Consider the following 16,805-nt stretch of genomic DNA (forward strand, 5'->3'; position numbering starts at 1 on the left):
CCGGCCTCAACTTTCGTAGCGCGTTCGACCCCGGCGCTTGGCGTCGATCGGCAGGACCATGTGCATCGGTTGATGGGCACGCTGGGAACAGGCCTGGCGCGGGCAGATGTGGCAGGCGATGCCGATCTGCGCCACCATGCCCGGATCGCGGTCCAGATTGACGGCGCGCGCATAACCGATCCGGTGCGCATCGCCCCGCTCGCAGCCCAGCGCCACCACCAGCCGACTGTCCTGCGGGGTGCGGCTGAAAACCGGACGCGGGCTGGTGCGGCTGATCGTGAAGAACTGCGCCCCGTCCGGCATCTCGACCAGTTGCGGCAGCACCATGTCGGGCATGCTGAAGGCGTTGTGGATATTCCAGGCCGGGCAGGACCCGCCCTTTTCTGCCAGAGCAAATGGTGTGGCATTGACCCGCTTGGTGACATTGCCCGCCCGGTCGACGCGCAGCAGAAAGAACCCGATCCCCCGCGCCCCGTCGCGCTGCAGCGTGGTCAGCCGGTGGCAGACCTGCTCGAAGCTCATGCCGAAGGCGGCGGCCAGCCGGTCGATGTCATAGGCCGATTGCTCGGCCAGATCGAGGAAGGGCCGGTAAGGCATCAGAAGCGCCGCGGCGAAGTAATTCGCCAGTTCCACCCGGCAGCGCGCGCGCGCAGGCTCGGTCGCGATGCCGCTTTCGGCGACCAGCCCATCCAGGATCTCGGGCAACTCGACCAGCGCGAGCACATGGGCGATCTGAAACACCCGATTGGGATGGTCCAGCGCCTCGGACAGCAGCACGCAGCCTGCGCGGTCATCGAACAGCCGCAGCGTGTCGGGCATCTCGTCAAGGCTGACCTGTCGCACGTCGATCTGGAACTTCATCCGCAGATAGCGCTTGAGCAGCGCATACATGTCGTCCGGCGCGCCGACGATCTGACGGCGAATGTCTTCGGCAGCGGTTTCCAAGGCATCGAAGTAATTGGCGTTGTCGCGAAAGAAGTCGTGGATCGCGGTCTCGGGCGAGGCCCCCAGCAACTCGCCCGCCGAATCGCCCAGCCGCGACAGCCGCTCGACCGCGCTGCGATGGCCGCGGTAAAGCTGAAGGAACAGGTCCACCAGCCGCGGCGCATGATCGACCGCGGCCCGCAGTTCCGCCAGATCCGGCCGGTCGCGGTCGAAGGCAGGATCGGCAACCGCGCTGCGCAGTTCGGCCAGCCGCGCGGCGTCGCGGTCGCTGAGCAGTTCGCGCATGTCCACGCCATAGGCTTCGGTCAGGGCCATGAGCACCGGCACCGAAAGCGCACGCTGGTTGTTCTCGAGCAGGTTCACATAGGCAGGGCTGACCTTCAGCCGCCGGGCCATCTCGGCCTGGGTGTGGCCGTGGTCGCGGCGAAGCTGCCGCAATTGCGATCCGATCAGGGCCTTGCGCATCTTTACAACATTACAAAAAGGTGTGGATGTTAACTTCAAACTTATCACAACAACTCTTTTCGGTGTGGAATTTTCTGCGCCGTCCGCGATTTTCGGAGACATGAAATGGCGTTGCATGGTCCGACCGCGGGAGGGTCGCCTGATGCGAGCGCCGCCGTTTCCAACAGGGAGGAAGAAAATGCTCACCACCTTCACGCGCCGAGGCGCGATCGCTCTCGTGGCGTCGGCCGCCATCGCTGCGGGCAGCCCGGCACTTGCCGAGGACTGGAAACCCATGAAGCCGGTCGAGATGGTCATCATGGCCGGCCAGGGCGGCGGCGCGGACCGTCTTGCCCGGCTGTTCCAGACCATCATCCAGAAGGAAAAACTGGCGCAGATGCCGTTCCTGCCGGTCAACAAGGGCGGTGGGTCGGGGGCCGAGGCGCTGCGCTATCTCAAGGACAAGCAGGGCGATGCCCATGTCATCATGGCGACGCTGAACAGCTATTACACCACCCCGATCCAGACCGAGATCGGCGTCGACATCGAGGAATTCACCCCGCTGGCGCGCATGGCAGTCGATGTCTTCGCGCTGTGGGTCAATGTCGACAGCGGCATCGAGACGATCGAGCAATATGCCGAGGCGGTAAAGGCCGCGGGCGGGTCGTGGCGCATGGGCGGCACCGGCACCGGCCAGGAGGACAGCCTTGTGACCGCACTGCTCGAACGCGAATTCGGCATCAGTCACACCTACGTCCCGATGGCGGGGGGCGGCGAGGTGGCGACCGCGCTGGTTGGCGGCCATGTCGACGCCACGGTGAACAACCCCTCCGAGGCGATGAGCTTCTGGCAGGCGGGCCGCGTGCGTCCGATCGCGCTGTTGACGGCCGAGCGGCTGGACAGCATGCCCGGCGTGCCCACCTTCGCCGAACTTGGCCATGATCTGGAATACTACATGCAGCGCAGCTTCGTCGCGCCGGGCGGGCTGACCGAGGCGCAACAGGCCTATTATGTCAACCTCCTGCAAAAGCTGCATGAATCCGAGGAATGGCAGACCTATGCCCGCGACCAGGCGCTGTTGACCGATTTCCTGACGGGCGACGAGCTTCAGGCCTATTTCCTGTCCGAACGCGAAAAGCACCGCGACATCCTGAAAGGTCTGGACACGCCGTCCTGATCCTTTCGCAGACCTTCGCTGGCGGGCGGGCCCTCGGGTCCGCCCGTATCTTCGAACGCGCAACCGGATGGGAGGCACCATGCTCGCCGCGGACAGACTGATCGCGCTCGCCCTGATGGGGCTGTCGCTTTACTTCATGTGGTATGCCAAGGCGCTGCCGATCGGCTGGGTCGCAGCTTCCGGCCCCGGCGGTGGAGCGTTCCCGTTCTGGCTGTCGGCGATCATGCTCGCGGCCTCGTCGCTGATCCTGCTGCGCAGTTTCATCAGCCATCCGCATGAGGGCGAGAAGTTCTTTCCCGATGCCGACGCCATTCCGCAGATCGCGGGCGTGATCGGGCTGTTCGTTGCGACCATTGCGGTCATTCCCTTCATCGGCACCTATCTGGCGCTGATCGCGTTCCTGTTCATCTACCTGAAATTCTTCGGCCATCACGGCTGGGTGCTGATCGGCATCCTGACGCTGGCCACCCCGGTCGTGGTGTTCTTCTTCTTCGAGGTGACGCTGAAAATCCTGTTGCCCAAGGGCTGGACCGAGCCGTTCTTCATCCCGCTTTACGCGATGTTCTTCTGAGGAGGGGCGGCCATGGAAGTTCTTTCGCTGCTTGCCGACGGTTTCGCGACCTCGCTGACACCGCTCAACATCATGATCGTGATCCTCGGCGTGACGGCGGGGCTGTTCATCGGCGCGATGCCGGGGCTGGGTTCGGTGAACGGCGTGGCGCTGGTGCTGCCGCTGACCTTCATCGTGCCGCCCACCTCGGCGATCATCCTGCTGGCAGCGATCTATTACGGCGCGATGTATGGCGGCGCGGTCAGTTCGATCCTGCTGGGGATCCCCGGCGCCTCGACGGCGGTCGCCACCACATTCGATGGCAGGCCGATGGCCCTGCAGGGCAAGGCGGGGCTGGCGCTGATCGCGGCAGCGGTGGCCTCGTTCGTGGGCGGCACGATCTCGGTGATCCTGTTCACGATCTTCGCGGCACCGCTGGCGGAGCTGGCGCTGAAATTCGGCCCGGCCGAGGAATTCGCGCTCGTTCTGCTGGCCTTCACGACCTTCGTGGGGCTTGGCGGGGACGATACGCTCAAGACCATCGTGATGATCTGCCTCGGGCTGGTGCTGTCCACCGTGGGGCTGGACATGATCTCGGGCCAGCCGCGGCTGATCTTCGGCGACATTCCGGGTTTCTATTCGGGCATCAGCTTTCTGGTGCTGGCGATCGGGGTCTATGGCGTGGGCGAGGTGCTTTACACCATCGAGACCTCGCGCATCTCGCCCGCCGTCTCGACCGCACGGCTGCGAATGCGCGACCTGATCGACGGTATCCGCGAGATGAACAAGATGTGGAAGACCATGAGCTTCGGCTCGGTGCTGGGCTTTTTCGTCGGCATGCTGCCAGCCGCCGGCGCGACACCCGCCTCACTGATGAGCTATGGGCTGGCGCGCACCTTCTCGAAGAAACCCGAGACCTTCGGAAAGGGCAATATCGAGGGTGTGGCCGCGCCCGAGACGGCCAACAATGCCGCCTCGACCGGATCGCTGCTGCCGATGCTGACGCTGGGCATCCCCGGTTCGCCCACCACCGCGCTGCTGCTTGGCGGCATGGTGATGTGGGGGCTGATGCCGGGGCCGATGCTGTTCATCGAGCAGCAGGATTTCGTCTGGGGGCTGATCAGCTCGCTCTACACCGCCAACCTTGCGGCAGTGCTGATCAACATCGCGCTGATCCCGCTTTTCGTCTGGGCGCTGCGGATGCCGTTCTCGGTGCTCTGTTCGATGGTGCTGGTGCTGTGCATCCTGGGCGGCTTTGCGCCCAGCCAGAAACTGCACGATGTCTGGCTGATCGCGGGCTTCGGCGTGGCGGGCTACCTGCTGCGCAAGGCGGATTATCCGCTCGCGCCGCTGGTGCTGGCACTTGTGCTGGGCCCGTTGATGGAGAAAAGCTTCCGCCAGGCGCTGATCAGCGCGCAGGGCGATGTGACCTTCTTCATCTCGCGGCCGCTGTCGGCAACCTTCCTGGCGCTCGCGGCGATCTTCTTCGCGCTGCCGCTGATCAAGATGTTGCGCCGGCGTATCGCCAAGCGTCACGCGCCGGCCGAATGATCGGCCGGATGCCCGCAGGGACAACACGACCTAGAGAAAGGATATCGAGGTGACGACCATCAAGGCATTCCTTCAGGGACATGACGACACGAGCCCCGCCATCGGCGCGCCGGGCCGCGACTGGCTGAGCTATGGCGGGCTGCGCGCGCTGGGCGACAAGGTGGCAGGCCAGCTTCACGCCGCGGGCGTGGGCCGGGGCGACCGGGTGGCCATCGTCCTGCCGAACGGGCCGGAAATGGCCACGGCCTTCGTCACCATCGCCCAGGCGGCGATGACCGCGCCGCTGAACCCCGCCTATCGCGAGGACGAATATGCCTTTTACCTCGAGGATCTGAAGGCCAAGGCCATCGTTCTGGCCGAGGGCTATGACGGCCCGGCGCTGGCCGCGGCCAATCGTTTCGGGCTGACCGTGCTGCGGCTGCGCTTCGATCCGGCGACACCCGCGGGGGAGTTCGAGCTTGTGGCCGAAGGCGGCGGCGGGGCCTGCGATACCGGCGAGCCGCTGCCCGGCGATGTCGCGCTGATCCTGCACACCTCGGGCACCACGTCCCGGCCCAAGATCGTGCCGCTGCTGCAATCGAATGTCGCAGCCTCGGCCGCGAATATCCACGCCTCGCTGGACCTGACGCCTGCGGATCGCTGCCTGAACGTGATGCCGCTGTTCCATATCCACGGGCTGCTGGCCGCCGTCTCGGCTTCGCTCTCGGCGGGCGCCTCGATCTGGTGCGCGCCGGGCTTCGACGCGCTGAAATTCTTCGGCTGGCTCAAGGATGCCGACCCGACCTGGTATACCGCGGTGCCGACCATGCACCAGGCGATCCTGTCGCGCGCCGGCCGCAACCGCGATGTCATCGACGCCGCGCGGCTGCGCTTCCTGCGCTCGTCCTCGGCCTCGCTGCCCGCGCAGGTGATGACCGAACTGGCCGAGACCTTCGGCGCGCCGGTGATCGAGGGCTACGGCATGACCGAGGCCACCCACCAGATGTGTTCGAACCCGCTGCCCCCCCGCGCGCAGAAGCCCGGATCGGTCGGCATCGCGGCGGGTCCGATGGTGCGCATCGCCCATGAGATCGAGGACCGGCTGACAGACGGCACGGGCGAAGTGGTGATTTCCGGGCCGAACGTGACGCCGGGCTACGAGGGCAATCCCGAGGCCAATGCGAAAAGCTTCTTCGAGGCCGACGGCCAGCGCTGGTTCCGCACCGGCGACCAGGGGGCCTTCGACGATGACGGCTATCTGCACCTGACCGGGCGGCTGAAGGAGATCATCAACCGCGGCGGCGAAAAGGTCAGCCCGCTGGAAGTCGATGGCGTGCTGATGGAGCATCCCGCGATCGCGCAATGCGTGACCTTCGCCCTGCCCCATCCCAAGCTTGGCGAGGAAGTCGCGGCCGCCGTGGTGCTGCGCGAGGGCGCGACCGCCACCGGGCGCGAGATCCGCGATTTCGCCGCCGCGCGCATGGCCGATTTCAAGGTGCCGCGCAAGGTGGTGATCCTGGACGAGATCCCGAAAGGCGCGACCGGCAAGCTGCAACGTATCGGACTGGCCGAGAAGCTGGGGCTGGCGGAAAGCGCGGCTTGAAGGGAGCCCGGCCAAGGGCCGGGCTGCCTCCGGCGGGGATATTTACGGCCAGAAGAAGACAGGGCGGCGGGCGCGGGTCCGCGGCGAGACGAGGGATTGTGCATGAAGATCTGTGTGTTCGGAGCGGGCGCCATCGGCGGCTATATGGGGGCGAAGCTCGCGCAGGCGGGCGCCGAGGTCAGCCTGGTGGCGCGCGGCCCGCATCTGGCGGCGATGAAGGACCGGGGCCTGCGGCTGATCGAGGAAGAAACCGGGACGGATGTGACGGTGCCGGTCAATGCCTCTGACAACGCGGCCGATCTGGGGGTGCAGGATTACGTCGTGGTCACGCTCAAGGCCCATTCGGTGCCGCCGGTGGTCGAGAAGATGAAGCCGCTGATCGGGGAACATACGACCATCGTTTCCGGCGTGAACGGGGTGCCCTGGTGGTATTTCCACAAGATCGGCGGCCCGCTGGAGGGCACGCGGCTGGCCTCGGTCGATCCGGGCGATGCGCAATGGAACGGGTTCGGGCCGGACCGGGTGCTGGGCTGCGTGGTCTATCCGGCGGCCGAGGTGATCGAGCCGGGCGTGGTCAAGCATATCGAGGGCAACCGCTTTTCGCTGGGCGAGCCGGACGGATCGAAATCGGAGCGTGCGGTGCGGCTGTCGGAGGCACTGGCGGCGGCGGGGCTGAAGGCTCCGGTGCGGCCCAAGCTGCGCGACGAAATCTGGGTCAAGCTGTGGGGGAACCTGTCGTTCAACCCGATTTCGGCGCTGACGCATGCGACGCTGGATGTGCTGTGTACCGATCCGGGGACGCGGGCGGTAGCGCGCAACATGATGCTGGAAGCGCAGGAGATCGCCGAGAAGCTGGGCGTGAAATTCCCCATCGACGTCGATCGCCGGATCGAGGGCGGTGCGGCCGTGGGGGCGCATCGCACGTCGATGTTGCAGGATCTGGACATGAGCCGGCCGATGGAGATCGACGCGCTGGTGGGTTCGGTGCAGGAGCTGGGCCGGGTGACCGGCACGCCGACCCCCACCATCGACGCGGTCCTGGCGCTGGTCACACTGCGCGCGCGGGTGGCCGGGCTTTACTGATCTGGTAGCGCCCGGACGGAAACGGGGCGCCCGATACCGGGCGCCCCTTGTGTTTCCCGGCGGTTCAGTCCTCGGTGACCGACAGCGCCACGAAGCGCGGCTCTCCGTCGCGGCGCACGAGCAGCAGCAACGACTTTCGCCCTGCATCGCGGGCCTCGGAAATGCGGGCTTCTAGATCGGCAATGGTCAGCACCTTGCGCTGGCCTGCCTCGGTGATCAGGTCGCCCGCGCGCAGGCCTTTTTCATAGGCCTCGCCCGTTTCGTCGATATCCTGAACGACAAGCCCTTCGGCGCCCGCGCCCAGTTCGAGCTGTTCGCGAAGAGCGTCGGTCAGGGGAGCAAGCGTCATGCCGAGCATCTCGCGCGTGTCGGGTTCCTCGGAGGTATCGGGCGCGGCCACGGCGGGCACGGCGCCCTCGGCGGTTTCGCGGCGGCCCAGCGTCACGTCCAGCGTTTCCGTCTCGCCGCCACGGAACACGGTCAGTTTGACGGTCTTGCCGACGGCGGTGTTGCCGACCTGGCGCACCAGCCCGCGGGTGTCGTCCACCGTGACCCCGTCGAAGCTGAGGATCACGTCGCCCTGTTCCATGCCCGCCTCGGCTGCCGGGCCCTCGGGCACGTCGGTCACCAGCGCGCCGCGCGCCTCTTCCAGGCCCAGCGCCTCGGCCATGTCGGGGGTCAAGTCCTGGATGCGCACGCCCAGCCAGCCGCGCCGGGTCTCGCCGAATTCCTTGAGCTGGTCGACCACATTCGTCACCACAGTGGAGGACATCGCGAAACCGATCCCGATCGAACCGCCATTGGGCGACAGGATCGCGGTGTTCACACCCACCACCTCGCCCGCCATATTGAAGAGCGGGCCACCCGAGTTGCCGCGGTTGATCGCGGCATCGGTCTGCAGGTAGTCGTCATAGCTGCCCGACAGCGCCCGGCCCCGGGCGGAGATGATGCCCGCCGAGACCGAGAAGCCCTGACCCAGCGGGTTGCCCATGGCCATCACCCAGTCGCCCACCCGCATCGCATCGGACTCGCCGAAGGACACGAAGGGCAGCGGGCTGTCGCTTTCGACCTTCAGAAGCGCGATATCGGTATTGGGATCGGTGCCGACAACGCTGGCCTTGAGGGTCGTGCCCGAGAAGAACTCGATGGTGATCTCGTCGGCCTTCTCGATGACGTGGTTGTTGGTGACGATATAGCCATCGGGCGAGATCACGAAGCCCGAACCCAGCGCCTGACTGCGGCGTGGCGGGCGGGTGCCGTCGCGATCCGGATTCATGAAGTCGCGAAAGAAGTCCTCGAAAGGCGACCCCGGCGGGACCATCGGTGTCACGCCGGTATGGCCCGCGATCGTGGTCGAGGTGGTGATGTTGACCACCGCCGGGCTAACCTGCTCGGCGAGATCGGCAAAGCTTTCGGGCGCGGCGCGGGCCAGCGCGCCGGATGCCTGTCCCAGCGCAAGGGCGGCGGCCAGCGCCAGTGCGCGCGCCGGGCCAAGCCAGGCCGACGCGGGACGGGCGGTATTGGAAATGGCCTGCGATGTCACGCTTGGATCCTCCTGCATGCGTTCCCTGCGGGTCCGGCCAGAGCGTGCAGGGACCGAACCCCTTGTTTCCTGCGATATGCGCCTGACGCGGGACGGTGCAACTCAACGCCCGTCGCGGCGCGTCAACAGGCCGTGATGGGCGCAGTGTTTCACCCCGCAAGCCTTTGGGCAAGCCAGATGAGCGCGGTGCCCAGCGCAACGGCGACCAGCCCGATAAACCGCCGTGTTTCCGGCGGGATACGGCGGATCAGGTCAACCAGTTCGTCCAGACGCGAAGGGGCCAGTGCGAACACCAGCCCCTCCACGACCAGAACCAGCCCGATGGCCAGAACGACAAAGCTCATTGCGCTGCGGCAATCCCCGGAGCCGGCGGTTGCGGACGCTCGGCCTGCTTGAGATAGTCGAAGAACTCGCTGTCCGGCGTCAGCACCATCGACGAATTGCCCGCCATCAGCGAATTCTCGTAGGCCCGCAGCGAGCGCAGGAAGGCGAAGAACTCGGGATCGGCACCGAAGGCTTCGGCGAAGATCGCGTTGCGCTCGGCATCGGCCTCGCCTCGGGTGATCTGCGCCTCGCGCTCGGCATCCGAGACCAGTTCCACCACGGTCCGGTCGGCCAGTGCGCGCACCCGCTGCGCCGCCTCGTTACCGCGGGCGATCTCGTCGGCGGCCTCGCGTTCACGCTCGGCCCGCATCCGGGCAAAAGTCGCCTCGAGGTTCTGTGCGGGCAGGTTGGTCTGCTTCAGCCGCACGTCAACCACTTCCAGACCGATACTGCGGGCAAGCTCGCGGGACTGGTCGCGGATCCGCGTCATCAGGATGCGCCGATCCTCGGACAGGATGGTGTCCGACGTTACCTGATCGGCACCCAGAACGGCCCGGATCTGGGCGTTCAGGATCGAGGACAGCCGGTCCTCGGCCGCGCGCAACCCGCCGACGCCAACGGCCTGACGGAACTGCACCGCATCGGCGATGCGATAGCGGGCGAAGGCGTCGACCACGAGCCGACGGTCATCCGAGGGCGTGACCTCGATCGTGTCGGTGTCCAGCGACAGGATCCGGTCGTCATAGCGGACAACCTCCTGGATGAACGGGATCTTGAAGGCGAGCCCGGGCTCTTCCTTGACCGCCTTGATCTGGCCGAATTGCAGCACCAGCGCCTTTTCGCGCTCGTCCACCACGAAGATCGAGGACAGCCCCAGGATAAGCGCCAGGAACAGGATCGGAACGATCATCATCGTCTTGCGCATCTTCAGTTCCCCCCTGCCCCGGTCGTGCTGCGGCGCAGCTCGTTGAGCGGAAGGTAGGGCACCACGCCCTGACCGCCCTCGCCACCCAGCACCGCCGGATCCAGAATGGTCTTGTCCACCTCGCCCATCACCTTTTCCATGGTTTCCAGATATAGCCGCTTGCGCGTGACTTCTGGCGCCTTGACATATTCGGTCAGGACCGCCGTGAAGCGGCTGGCCTCACCCAGCGCCTCGTTGGTAACGCGGGCACGATAGCCTTCGGCCTGTTCGATGATCTGCGCGGCCTCGCCTCGGGCCTGGGCCACCACGCGGTTTGCATAGGCATCGGCCTGGCGTTGCAGGCGGTCGCGTTCCTGTTCGGCGGCCTGAACCTCGCGGAAGCTGTCGATCACCTCGGCGGGCGGGTCGGCCTTGTCGAGGTTGATCCGCACGATGTTGATGCCGCTGTCATATTCGTCCAGCGTCTCCTGGATGTTCAGCCGCGCCGTGTCCGCGATGATGCCCCGGTCGCGGTTCAGGATCGGCGACAGCGGCGAGGCGGCGATGATCTCGCGCATCACCGATTCCGACACGGCCTGCACGGTCAGTTGCGGATCGCGGATGTTGAACAGCACCTTGGCCGGGTCGTTGATGTTCCAGACCACCTGGAAGTCGATATCCACGATATTGGCATCGGTGGTCAGCATCAGCCCGTCTTCGATGGCCCCCCGGCGCATGCCGATATTCTCGGTGCGCTCGCCGGTAACGTTGACCACCTCGGCGGTGATCACCGGCCAGGGGGCAAAGTTCAGACCGGGCTGGCCGGTGGCATAATACTCGCCCAGAAACAGCTCGACCGATTGTTCCTCCGGCTTGACCGTGTAGAGCGAAGAGAAAAGCCAGACCCCGACGGCCGCCAGAACGCCGAGCGCGATCCCGCCCTTGGTCAGCTTCGGACCGGAGCCGCGCCCGCCACGCCCGCCCATCAGCACGCGCAACTGCTCCTGCCCGCGGCGCATCAGCTCGTCGATCTCGGGGATCTGGGGCGGCTCACCGCCGGGGCCGCGGCCACCGCCGCCGCCATTACCGCCGCGGTTGCCACCGCCCTGGCCTCCGCCGCCCCAGGGACCGCCACTTTGTCCAGCCATCCAGGTCTTACCTCTTTCCTGTTACCGTTCTCGCTCGTCTCGCAAACTCGTGTGACCTAACTGGTCGCTCGGGGGCGGAATTCAACCCGCCTTCACCACGTCCTGACCGGCGCCTTCAACGTCACAAGTTCCTCTGCCATGGTCGGATGCACCGCGACGGTGCGGTCGAAGTCGTCCTTGGTCGCGCCCATCCGGATCGCGATCGCGGCCAACTGGATCATCTCGCCCGCATGGTCGGCGACGATATGACACCCCAAAACCCTGCGGGAATGGGCGCAGACGATCAGCTTCATCAGCACCCGATCCTCGCGTCCCGCAAAGCCCGACTGCATCGGCCGGAACGCGGTTGCGTAGACCTCCACCCCGCCGCGGGCGCGCGCCTCTTCCTCGCTGAGTCCCACCGTTCCGAATTCGGGCCGGGTGAAGACGGCGCCGGGCACCAGCTCGTGATCGGCGCGCGTGGGGTTGCCCTTGAACACCGTCTCGACAAAGGCCGCGCCCTCGCGGATCGCCACGGGCGTCAGGTTGATGCGGTCGGTCACATCGCCCACCGCATAGATCGAGGGGACAGCGGTCTGGGAATAGCCGTCGACCTCGACCGCGCCGTTCTCCTTCAGCCCGATGCCCAGATCCTCAAGACCCAGACCCGCGGTGTTGGGGACTCGCCCGGTCGCGTAAAGCACCGCATCATATACCCCGTCATGTCCGTCGGTGGCCTTGACCCACAGCCCGTCCGCGACCCGGTCGATCCGCTGCACGTTGCAGCCCAGCCGAAGGCCGATGCCCTGGTCGCACATCGCCCCGGCGATATGGCCGCGCGCCTCTTCGTCGAAACCACGCAGGATCTGCGCGCCGCGATAATACTGCGTCACCTTGACGCCCAAGCCACTCAGGATGCACGCAAACTCGCAGGCGATATAGCCGCCACCGACGATCAGGATGCGCTTGGGCAGCGCCTCGAACCTGAACACCTCGTTCGAGGTGATGACATGCTCTGACCCCGGGAACTCGGGCACGAAGGGCCGGCCGCCAGTCGCGACCAGGACATGGCGCGCGGTCTTCTCGGTGCCATCGGCCAGCCGCACGGTATGTGCATCGGCCAGCACGGCGCGCGTATCGAAGATTTCAACCCCTGCCTTCTGCAGGTTGCCGCGATAGATACCCTCAAGCCGGTCAAGCTCGGCATCCAGCCTGGCCCGGAACACCGCCCAGTCGAAGCCGCCCGCCGCGACATCCCATCCATAGGCGCGCGCATCCTGCATTGCGCCTGCATAACCCGAGGCGAAGACCATCAGCTTCTTGGGCACGCAGCCGCGGATCACGCAGGTCCCGCCCATGCGGTATTCCTCGGCCAGCCCGACCCGCGCGCCCGCCTCGGCCGCGGCCAGACGCGCCGCCCGGACCCCGCCCGAACCGCCGCCGATGACGAAAAGATCGTAGTCGAAGGCCATGCCGCGCTCAGACATCCTTGAACAGGTTCTCGCTTTCGGCGAATTCGATGCTGTCCTGTTGCACGCTGCCCGCAGCCACGTCGCGCAGCTCGACCCGACCATCCCCGTGACCGATCACCACGGTGTCGCAGATGTCGATGAACAGCCCGTTCTCGACCACACCGGGAACCTGGTTCAGCACCAGCGCCAACTGCCGCGGGTTGCCGATGCGCAGCAGGTGGAGATCGAGGATATGGTTGCCCTCATCGGTGACAAAGGGCATCGCGCCGTTCATGCGGATCGTGACGTCGCGGCCCAGCACGTCCATTCCCTCCAGCATCTCCTCGACCAGCTTGCGCGTCGTCTTCCAGCCGAAGGGGATCACCTCGACGGGCAGCGGGAAGGCGCCCAGATGCGCCACCTCCTTGGCCGGATCGGCAATCACCACCATGCGGTCGGACGCGCTGGCGACGATCTTTTCCTGCAAATGCGCCCCGCCGCCCCCCTTGATGAGGTTCAGCTCGGCATCGAACTCGTCCGCCCCGTCGATGGTCAGGTCCAGCCAGCCCGCCTCGTCCAGCGCGATCACCTCGATCCCCACCTCGCGCGCAAGGTCGGCCGTGCGTGTCGAGGTCGGCACCCCCTTGATCTTCAGCCCCTCCTCGCGCACCCGCTCGCCCAGGCAGCGCACCATCCAGGCCGCGGTCGAGCCGGTGCCCAGCCCCACCTTCATCCCGTTTTCCACCATGTCGCTGGCACGCCTGGCGGCAACGAACTTGGCCTTCTCGATGGGGGAAAGCTCGGCGGACATGGGCGGTCTCCTCTCTCGGCTCCGTGCCCTTATAGGCAAGTTGGATCAGGGCCGCGAGGGGCAATCGCGCAGGAGGCACGACCGCGCGCTCCGCGCGAAACGTCGCTTTCGGGATGGAAAATGGCGCAGGCCATGCCAGTTATGATGACGGGGAGGAGTTCCATGTATCTGTCCGTCTTCGACATCTTCAAGATCGGCATCGGGCCTTCGTCCTCGCACACGATGGGGCCGATGGTGGCCGCGGCGCGGTTTCTCGACCTGCTGCGCGCCTCTCCCTTTCGCGCCCATGGCCTGCGCGCGACGTTGCACGGCTCGCTCGCCTTCACGGGTGTCGGGCATGCCACCGATCGGGCAGTCATACTGGGCCTCGACGGGGTGAGCCCCGAAACCTACGATGCCAATGCCGCCGAAGCCGCCCTCGCCCGTATCCGGACCGAGAATCGCGTCATGCCCGAGAGGCTGGACCCGCTCGCCTTCGATCCTGCCCGGGATCTGGTCTTCGACTACGACCGCGCGCTGCCGGGCCATGCCAATGGCATGGTCCTGTCGGCCACCGACGCCCAGGGCGACGTGATCCTGACCGAGACCTATTATTCCATCGGCGGCGGCTTCGTGCGCACGGCGGCCGAACTTGCGTCCGGTGATCCCGAGGACGGCACAGGCGCCCCCGTCCCCTACCCCTTTCGCAACGCGGCCGAGATGCTGGACATGGCCGCCCGATCCGGCCTGACCATCGCGCAGATGAAGCGGCAGAACGAACTGACCCGGCGCAGCCCCCCCGCGCTTGAAGACGGGCTTGCGGCGATCTGGACGGCGATGTGCGATTGCATCGACCGCGGGCTGGCCACCGACGGCACCCTGCCCGGCGGGCTGAACATACGCCGCAGGGCACATGCGATCCACCAGGCGCTGATCGCCGAACGCGGGCTGAACCTGACGCCGCCGCACACGATCAACGACTGGATGAGCGTCTATGCCATGGCGGTGAACGAGGAAAACGCCGCCGGCGGGCGCGTGGTCACGGCGCCCACCAACGGCGCGGCCGGCGTTGTGCCCGCCACGATCCGCTACTGGCTGGATCATGTGCCCGGCGCGCAGCCCTCGAAGACCGGGGATTTCCTGCTGACCGCGGCCGCCATCGGCAGCATCATCAAGCGCAACGCCTCGATCTCGGGCGCCGAATGCGGTTGCCAGGCCGAGGTCGGCTCGGCCGCGGCGATGGCGGCGGCGGGGCTGGCCGCGGTCATGGGCGGCAGCCCCGGACAGGTGGAAAACGCCGCTGAAATCGCGCTGGAACACCACCTGGGCATGACCTGCGATCCGGTGAAGGGGCTGGTGCAGGTGCCCTGCATCGAGCGCAACGGCCTGGGCGCGATCAAGGCTGTCTCGGCCGCCTCGCTCGCACTGCGCGGCGACGGGGACCATTTCGTGCCGCTCGATGCCTGCATCGAGACCATGCGCCAGACCGGCCGCGACATGAGCGAGAAATACAAGGAAACCGCGCTGGGCGGGCTGGCCGTCAACGTGCCGAACTGCTGAGCCCCCTGACCGCGCTGTAGCTTCCATCCTTCTTCTGGCTTCAAATATCCCGGGGGGGAGTCCGCAAGGACGGGGGGCAGCGCCCCCCTGCCCCGCCGCGCGCACTCTGGGCAGGGCGCTGGACGGGATCGCAGGGCCGGTGCATCACTGCGCGATGAGCCCCGCGCCCGACCGCATCCTCGCCGGCATAATGCTGATGATCGGCTTCACCGTCACCGCCCCGGTGATGGACAGCTTCGCCAAGTTGGCCTCGTCCGAAATCCCCGTCGCCCAGATCTCGGCCGCGCGCTTTGCCGTGCAGGCGGCGATCCTGGTTCCGCTGGCGGCGCTGCTTGGTCTCCTCACCCGCCCCACCCCGGGCGAGGCCGGACTGCACCTGCTGCGCGCCGGCCTGATCCTCGCCGCCACCTCCGCCTTCTTCGCCGCGCTGCGGGTGATGCCGCTGGCCGATGCCATCGCGATCTTCTTCGTCGAGCCCTTCATCCTGACGCTGCTGGGTGCGCTGGTGCTGGGCGAAACCGTGGGCTGGCGGCGGGTTCTGGCCTGTATCATCGGCTTTGTCGGCGCGCTTCTGGTGATCCGGCCGAGCTTTGCCGCCTTCGGGGCGGCGGCCCTGCTGCCGCTTCTGACGGCCTTGTTCTTCGCCTGCTACATGGTCGCGACCCGGCAGGTGGCGCGCCACACCCATCCGGTGGCGCTGCAGGCGTGGACGGCGCTGGGCGCCTGCGTGATCGTGCTGCCGCTGCTCGCGGTCTTCGAAGGGTCCGGTATCGCCCCGCTCGACCCGGTCATGCCACGGGGCATCTTCTGGCTCTGGCTCGCCGGGGTGGGGCTTGCCGCCACGGTCGCGCATCTCTTCATCAGCGCCGCGCTCAGATGCGCGCCCACCGCGGTGATCGCGCCGCTTCAATATCTCGAGATCGTCGCCGCTGCCGTTCTGGGCTTCCTGATCTTCGACGATCTGCCCGACGCCCAGGCCCTGGCGGGCATCGCGATCATCATGGGCGCCGGACTTTACGTCTTCATGCGCGAGCGTCACCTGAACCGCCCGCCACCACCTGCGCCATGAGCGCCGCGGCGCTGGCCTCCAGTTCCGTCTCGGGCAGGATGACCACCATGGCACCGGTCTCGATGCGCAGCGTCACCGGGCCGGTCACCTCGTTCGAGGTGCCGATCCGCCCGCCCGGCGCGAAGTCGAGCCCGGCGATCGGCCAGCGCAGCCCCTCGCTCTCCCCCCGCACCGGCCCCATCGGGAACAGCGACAGCCGCGCGCCTTGCGGCGGGGCTAGGCGCAATTCCGGCGGACAGAGAAAACAGATATCCGCCTCGCCGATCAGGATGCAGCGCCGGTCGGGATAACGCGCCAGCGCGTTCATCGCCGCCAGCGCATGGTCGATCCGTGCCCCCATGAAGCCCAGACCGAGCATCAGCGGCGCGGCCACCGCGCGCAGGCATTTCTCGAAATCGGTGCTATCCTGCTCGGTGACATGGTGCAGTCGCTCGACCGGCAAGGCGGCGCGCGTCCGATCCGAAATCGAGTCGAAATCCCCGATCGCCAGACGCGGCATCAGCCCGGCGGCAAGCGCGTGATCCGCCCCGCCATCGGCAGCCACCACGTCTGACACAAGGCCCAGAACCCGCGTCAGCTGATTCGGGTTAACGACACCTCCCCCGAGGATTGCGATCGGGTCGGGACTCTGGAGCAATCGCGGCGACATTCTTGCAGCAATGGGTCAGGACCAGGGCCAACGCAACCGAAACGCCGAAAAATCCA

General features: G+C 66.8%; 15 protein-coding genes. 7 read left to right on the forward strand and 8 right to left on the reverse strand.

Going from position 1 to position 16,805, the window contains the following annotated elements; genetic code table 11:
• Window positions 1-6 precede the first annotated feature (6 nt).
• Window positions 7-1,410 (reverse strand): helix-turn-helix domain-containing protein, encoded by a 1,404-nt coding sequence (locus NHN26_RS10505; protein ID WP_253089437.1) that lies wholly within the window; start codon window positions 1,408-1,410, stop codon window positions 7-9.
• A gap of 178 nt (window positions 1,411-1,588) precedes the next feature.
• Between NHN26_RS10505 and NHN26_RS10510 the strand changes: the two genes are divergently transcribed.
• The 5 genes from NHN26_RS10510 to NHN26_RS10530 all read left to right on the forward strand — a co-directional run bounded on the left by NHN26_RS10510 (window position 1,589) and on the right by NHN26_RS10530 (window position 7,332).
• Window positions 1,589-2,566, forward strand: coding sequence for a Bug family tripartite tricarboxylate transporter substrate binding protein (locus tag NHN26_RS10510; RefSeq protein ID WP_253089438.1), 978 nt, complete (start codon window positions 1,589-1,591; stop codon window positions 2,564-2,566).
• A gap of 79 nt (window positions 2,567-2,645) precedes the next feature.
• Complete coding sequence (locus tag NHN26_RS10515; RefSeq protein WP_253089439.1) at window positions 2,646-3,137, forward strand: tripartite tricarboxylate transporter TctB family protein; 492 nt, start codon at window positions 2,646-2,648, stop codon at window positions 3,135-3,137.
• Window positions 3,138-3,149: 12 nt separating this feature from the next.
• Complete coding sequence (locus NHN26_RS10520) at window positions 3,150-4,667, forward strand: tripartite tricarboxylate transporter permease (protein WP_253089440.1); 1,518 nt, start codon at window positions 3,150-3,152, stop codon at window positions 4,665-4,667.
• A 49-nt stretch (window positions 4,668-4,716) separates the two neighbouring features.
• Complete coding sequence (locus tag NHN26_RS10525; RefSeq protein WP_253089441.1) at window positions 4,717-6,249, forward strand: acyl--CoA ligase; 1,533 nt, start codon at window positions 4,717-4,719, stop codon at window positions 6,247-6,249.
• 102 nt (window positions 6,250-6,351) lie between these two features.
• Entirely contained in the window at window positions 6,352-7,332 is a 981-nt protein-coding gene (locus tag NHN26_RS10530; protein WP_253089442.1) for a 2-dehydropantoate 2-reductase, read from the forward strand.
• Between the two features lie 64 nt (window positions 7,333-7,396).
• On the opposite strand, the gene NHN26_RS10535 is transcribed toward NHN26_RS10530, so the two are convergent.
• The 6 genes from NHN26_RS10535 to rpiA all read right to left on the reverse strand — a co-directional run bounded on the left by NHN26_RS10535 (window position 7,397) and on the right by rpiA (window position 13,492).
• Complete coding sequence (locus tag NHN26_RS10535) at window positions 7,397-8,893, reverse strand: DegQ family serine endoprotease (RefSeq protein ID WP_253089443.1); 1,497 nt, start codon at window positions 8,891-8,893, stop codon at window positions 7,397-7,399.
• Between the two features lie 131 nt (window positions 8,894-9,024).
• Window positions 9,025-9,219 (reverse strand): DUF2065 domain-containing protein, encoded by a 195-nt coding sequence (locus NHN26_RS10540; protein ID WP_132694471.1) that lies wholly within the window; start codon window positions 9,217-9,219, stop codon window positions 9,025-9,027.
• A complete protein-coding gene (gene hflC / locus NHN26_RS10545) occupies window positions 9,216-10,124 on the reverse strand; it encodes a protease modulator HflC (RefSeq protein WP_132694470.1) in 909 nt (302 codons plus the stop codon). The genes NHN26_RS10540 and hflC overlap by 4 nt, the downstream gene beginning before the upstream one ends.
• A gap of 2 nt (window positions 10,125-10,126) precedes the next feature.
• On the reverse strand, window positions 10,127-11,251 hold the full coding sequence (gene hflK, locus NHN26_RS10550) for an FtsH protease activity modulator HflK (RefSeq protein ID WP_253089444.1): 1,125 nt from the start codon (window positions 11,249-11,251) through the stop codon (window positions 10,127-10,129).
• 92 nt (window positions 11,252-11,343) lie between these two features.
• A complete protein-coding gene (gor, locus tag NHN26_RS10555) occupies window positions 11,344-12,702 on the reverse strand; it encodes a glutathione-disulfide reductase (RefSeq protein WP_253089480.1) in 1,359 nt (452 codons plus the stop codon).
• A 7-nt stretch (window positions 12,703-12,709) separates the two neighbouring features.
• The gene (rpiA, locus tag NHN26_RS10560) at window positions 12,710-13,492 is read right to left on the reverse strand and encodes a ribose-5-phosphate isomerase RpiA (RefSeq protein WP_253089445.1); all 783 of its coding nucleotides are present in this window, start codon (window positions 13,490-13,492) and stop codon (window positions 12,710-12,712) included.
• A gap of 162 nt (window positions 13,493-13,654) precedes the next feature.
• On the opposite strand from rpiA, the gene NHN26_RS10565 reads away from it, so the two are divergent.
• On the forward strand, window positions 13,655-15,031 hold the full coding sequence (locus NHN26_RS10565) for an L-serine ammonia-lyase (RefSeq protein WP_253089446.1): 1,377 nt from the start codon (window positions 13,655-13,657) through the stop codon (window positions 15,029-15,031).
• A gap of 154 nt (window positions 15,032-15,185) precedes the next feature.
• A complete protein-coding gene (locus NHN26_RS10570; protein ID WP_253089447.1) occupies window positions 15,186-16,100 on the forward strand; it encodes a DMT family transporter in 915 nt (304 codons plus the stop codon).
• On the opposite strand, the gene NHN26_RS10575 is transcribed toward NHN26_RS10570, so the two are convergent.
• Window positions 16,054-16,749 (reverse strand): thiamine diphosphokinase, encoded by a 696-nt coding sequence (locus tag NHN26_RS10575; RefSeq protein WP_290442924.1) that lies wholly within the window; start codon window positions 16,747-16,749, stop codon window positions 16,054-16,056. The genes NHN26_RS10570 and NHN26_RS10575 overlap by 47 nt on opposite strands.
• Between the last annotated feature and the right edge of the window lie 56 nt (window positions 16,750-16,805).

This window comes from Rhodovulum tesquicola, from assembly GCF_024128855.1.
Taxonomy (GTDB): Bacteria; Pseudomonadota; Alphaproteobacteria; order Rhodobacterales; family Rhodobacteraceae; genus Rhodovulum; species Rhodovulum tesquicola.

Excerpts from the sequence above, each read along its gene's own strand:
- rpiA (WP_253089445.1), bottom strand. The coding sequence starts at position 13,492 with ATGTCCGCCGAGCTTTCCCCCATCGAGAAGGCCAAGTTCGTTGCCGCC.
- NHN26_RS10515 (WP_253089439.1), top strand. The coding sequence starts at position 2,646 with ATGCTCGCCGCGGACAGACTGATCGCGCTCGCCCTGATGGGGCTGTCG.
- NHN26_RS10510 (WP_253089438.1), top strand. The coding sequence starts at position 1,589 with ATGCTCACCACCTTCACGCGCCGAGGCGCGATCGCTCTCGTGGCGTCG.
- hflC (WP_132694470.1), bottom strand. The coding sequence starts at position 10,124 with ATGCGCAAGACGATGATGATCGTTCCGATCCTGTTCCTGGCGCTTATC.
- NHN26_RS10520 (WP_253089440.1), top strand. The coding sequence starts at position 3,150 with ATGGAAGTTCTTTCGCTGCTTGCCGACGGTTTCGCGACCTCGCTGACA.
- gor (WP_253089480.1), bottom strand. The coding sequence starts at position 12,702 with ATGGCCTTCGACTACGATCTTTTCGTCATCGGCGGCGGTTCGGGCGGG.
- hflK (WP_253089444.1), bottom strand. The coding sequence starts at position 11,251 with ATGGCTGGACAAAGTGGCGGTCCCTGGGGCGGCGGAGGCCAGGGCGGT.
- NHN26_RS10565 (WP_253089446.1), top strand. The coding sequence starts at position 13,655 with ATGTATCTGTCCGTCTTCGACATCTTCAAGATCGGCATCGGGCCTTCG.
- NHN26_RS10505 (WP_253089437.1), bottom strand. The coding sequence starts at position 1,410 with ATGCGCAAGGCCCTGATCGGATCGCAATTGCGGCAGCTTCGCCGCGAC.
- NHN26_RS10540 (WP_132694471.1), bottom strand. The coding sequence starts at position 9,219 with ATGAGCTTTGTCGTTCTGGCCATCGGGCTGGTTCTGGTCGTGGAGGGG.
- NHN26_RS10575 (WP_290442924.1), bottom strand. The coding sequence starts at position 16,749 with ATGTCGCCGCGATTGCTCCAGAGTCCCGACCCGATCGCAATCCTCGGG.
- NHN26_RS10570 (WP_253089447.1), top strand. The coding sequence starts at position 15,186 with ATGAGCCCCGCGCCCGACCGCATCCTCGCCGGCATAATGCTGATGATC.
- NHN26_RS10530 (WP_253089442.1), top strand. The coding sequence starts at position 6,352 with ATGAAGATCTGTGTGTTCGGAGCGGGCGCCATCGGCGGCTATATGGGG.
- NHN26_RS10535 (WP_253089443.1), bottom strand. The coding sequence starts at position 8,893 with ATGCAGGAGGATCCAAGCGTGACATCGCAGGCCATTTCCAATACCGCC.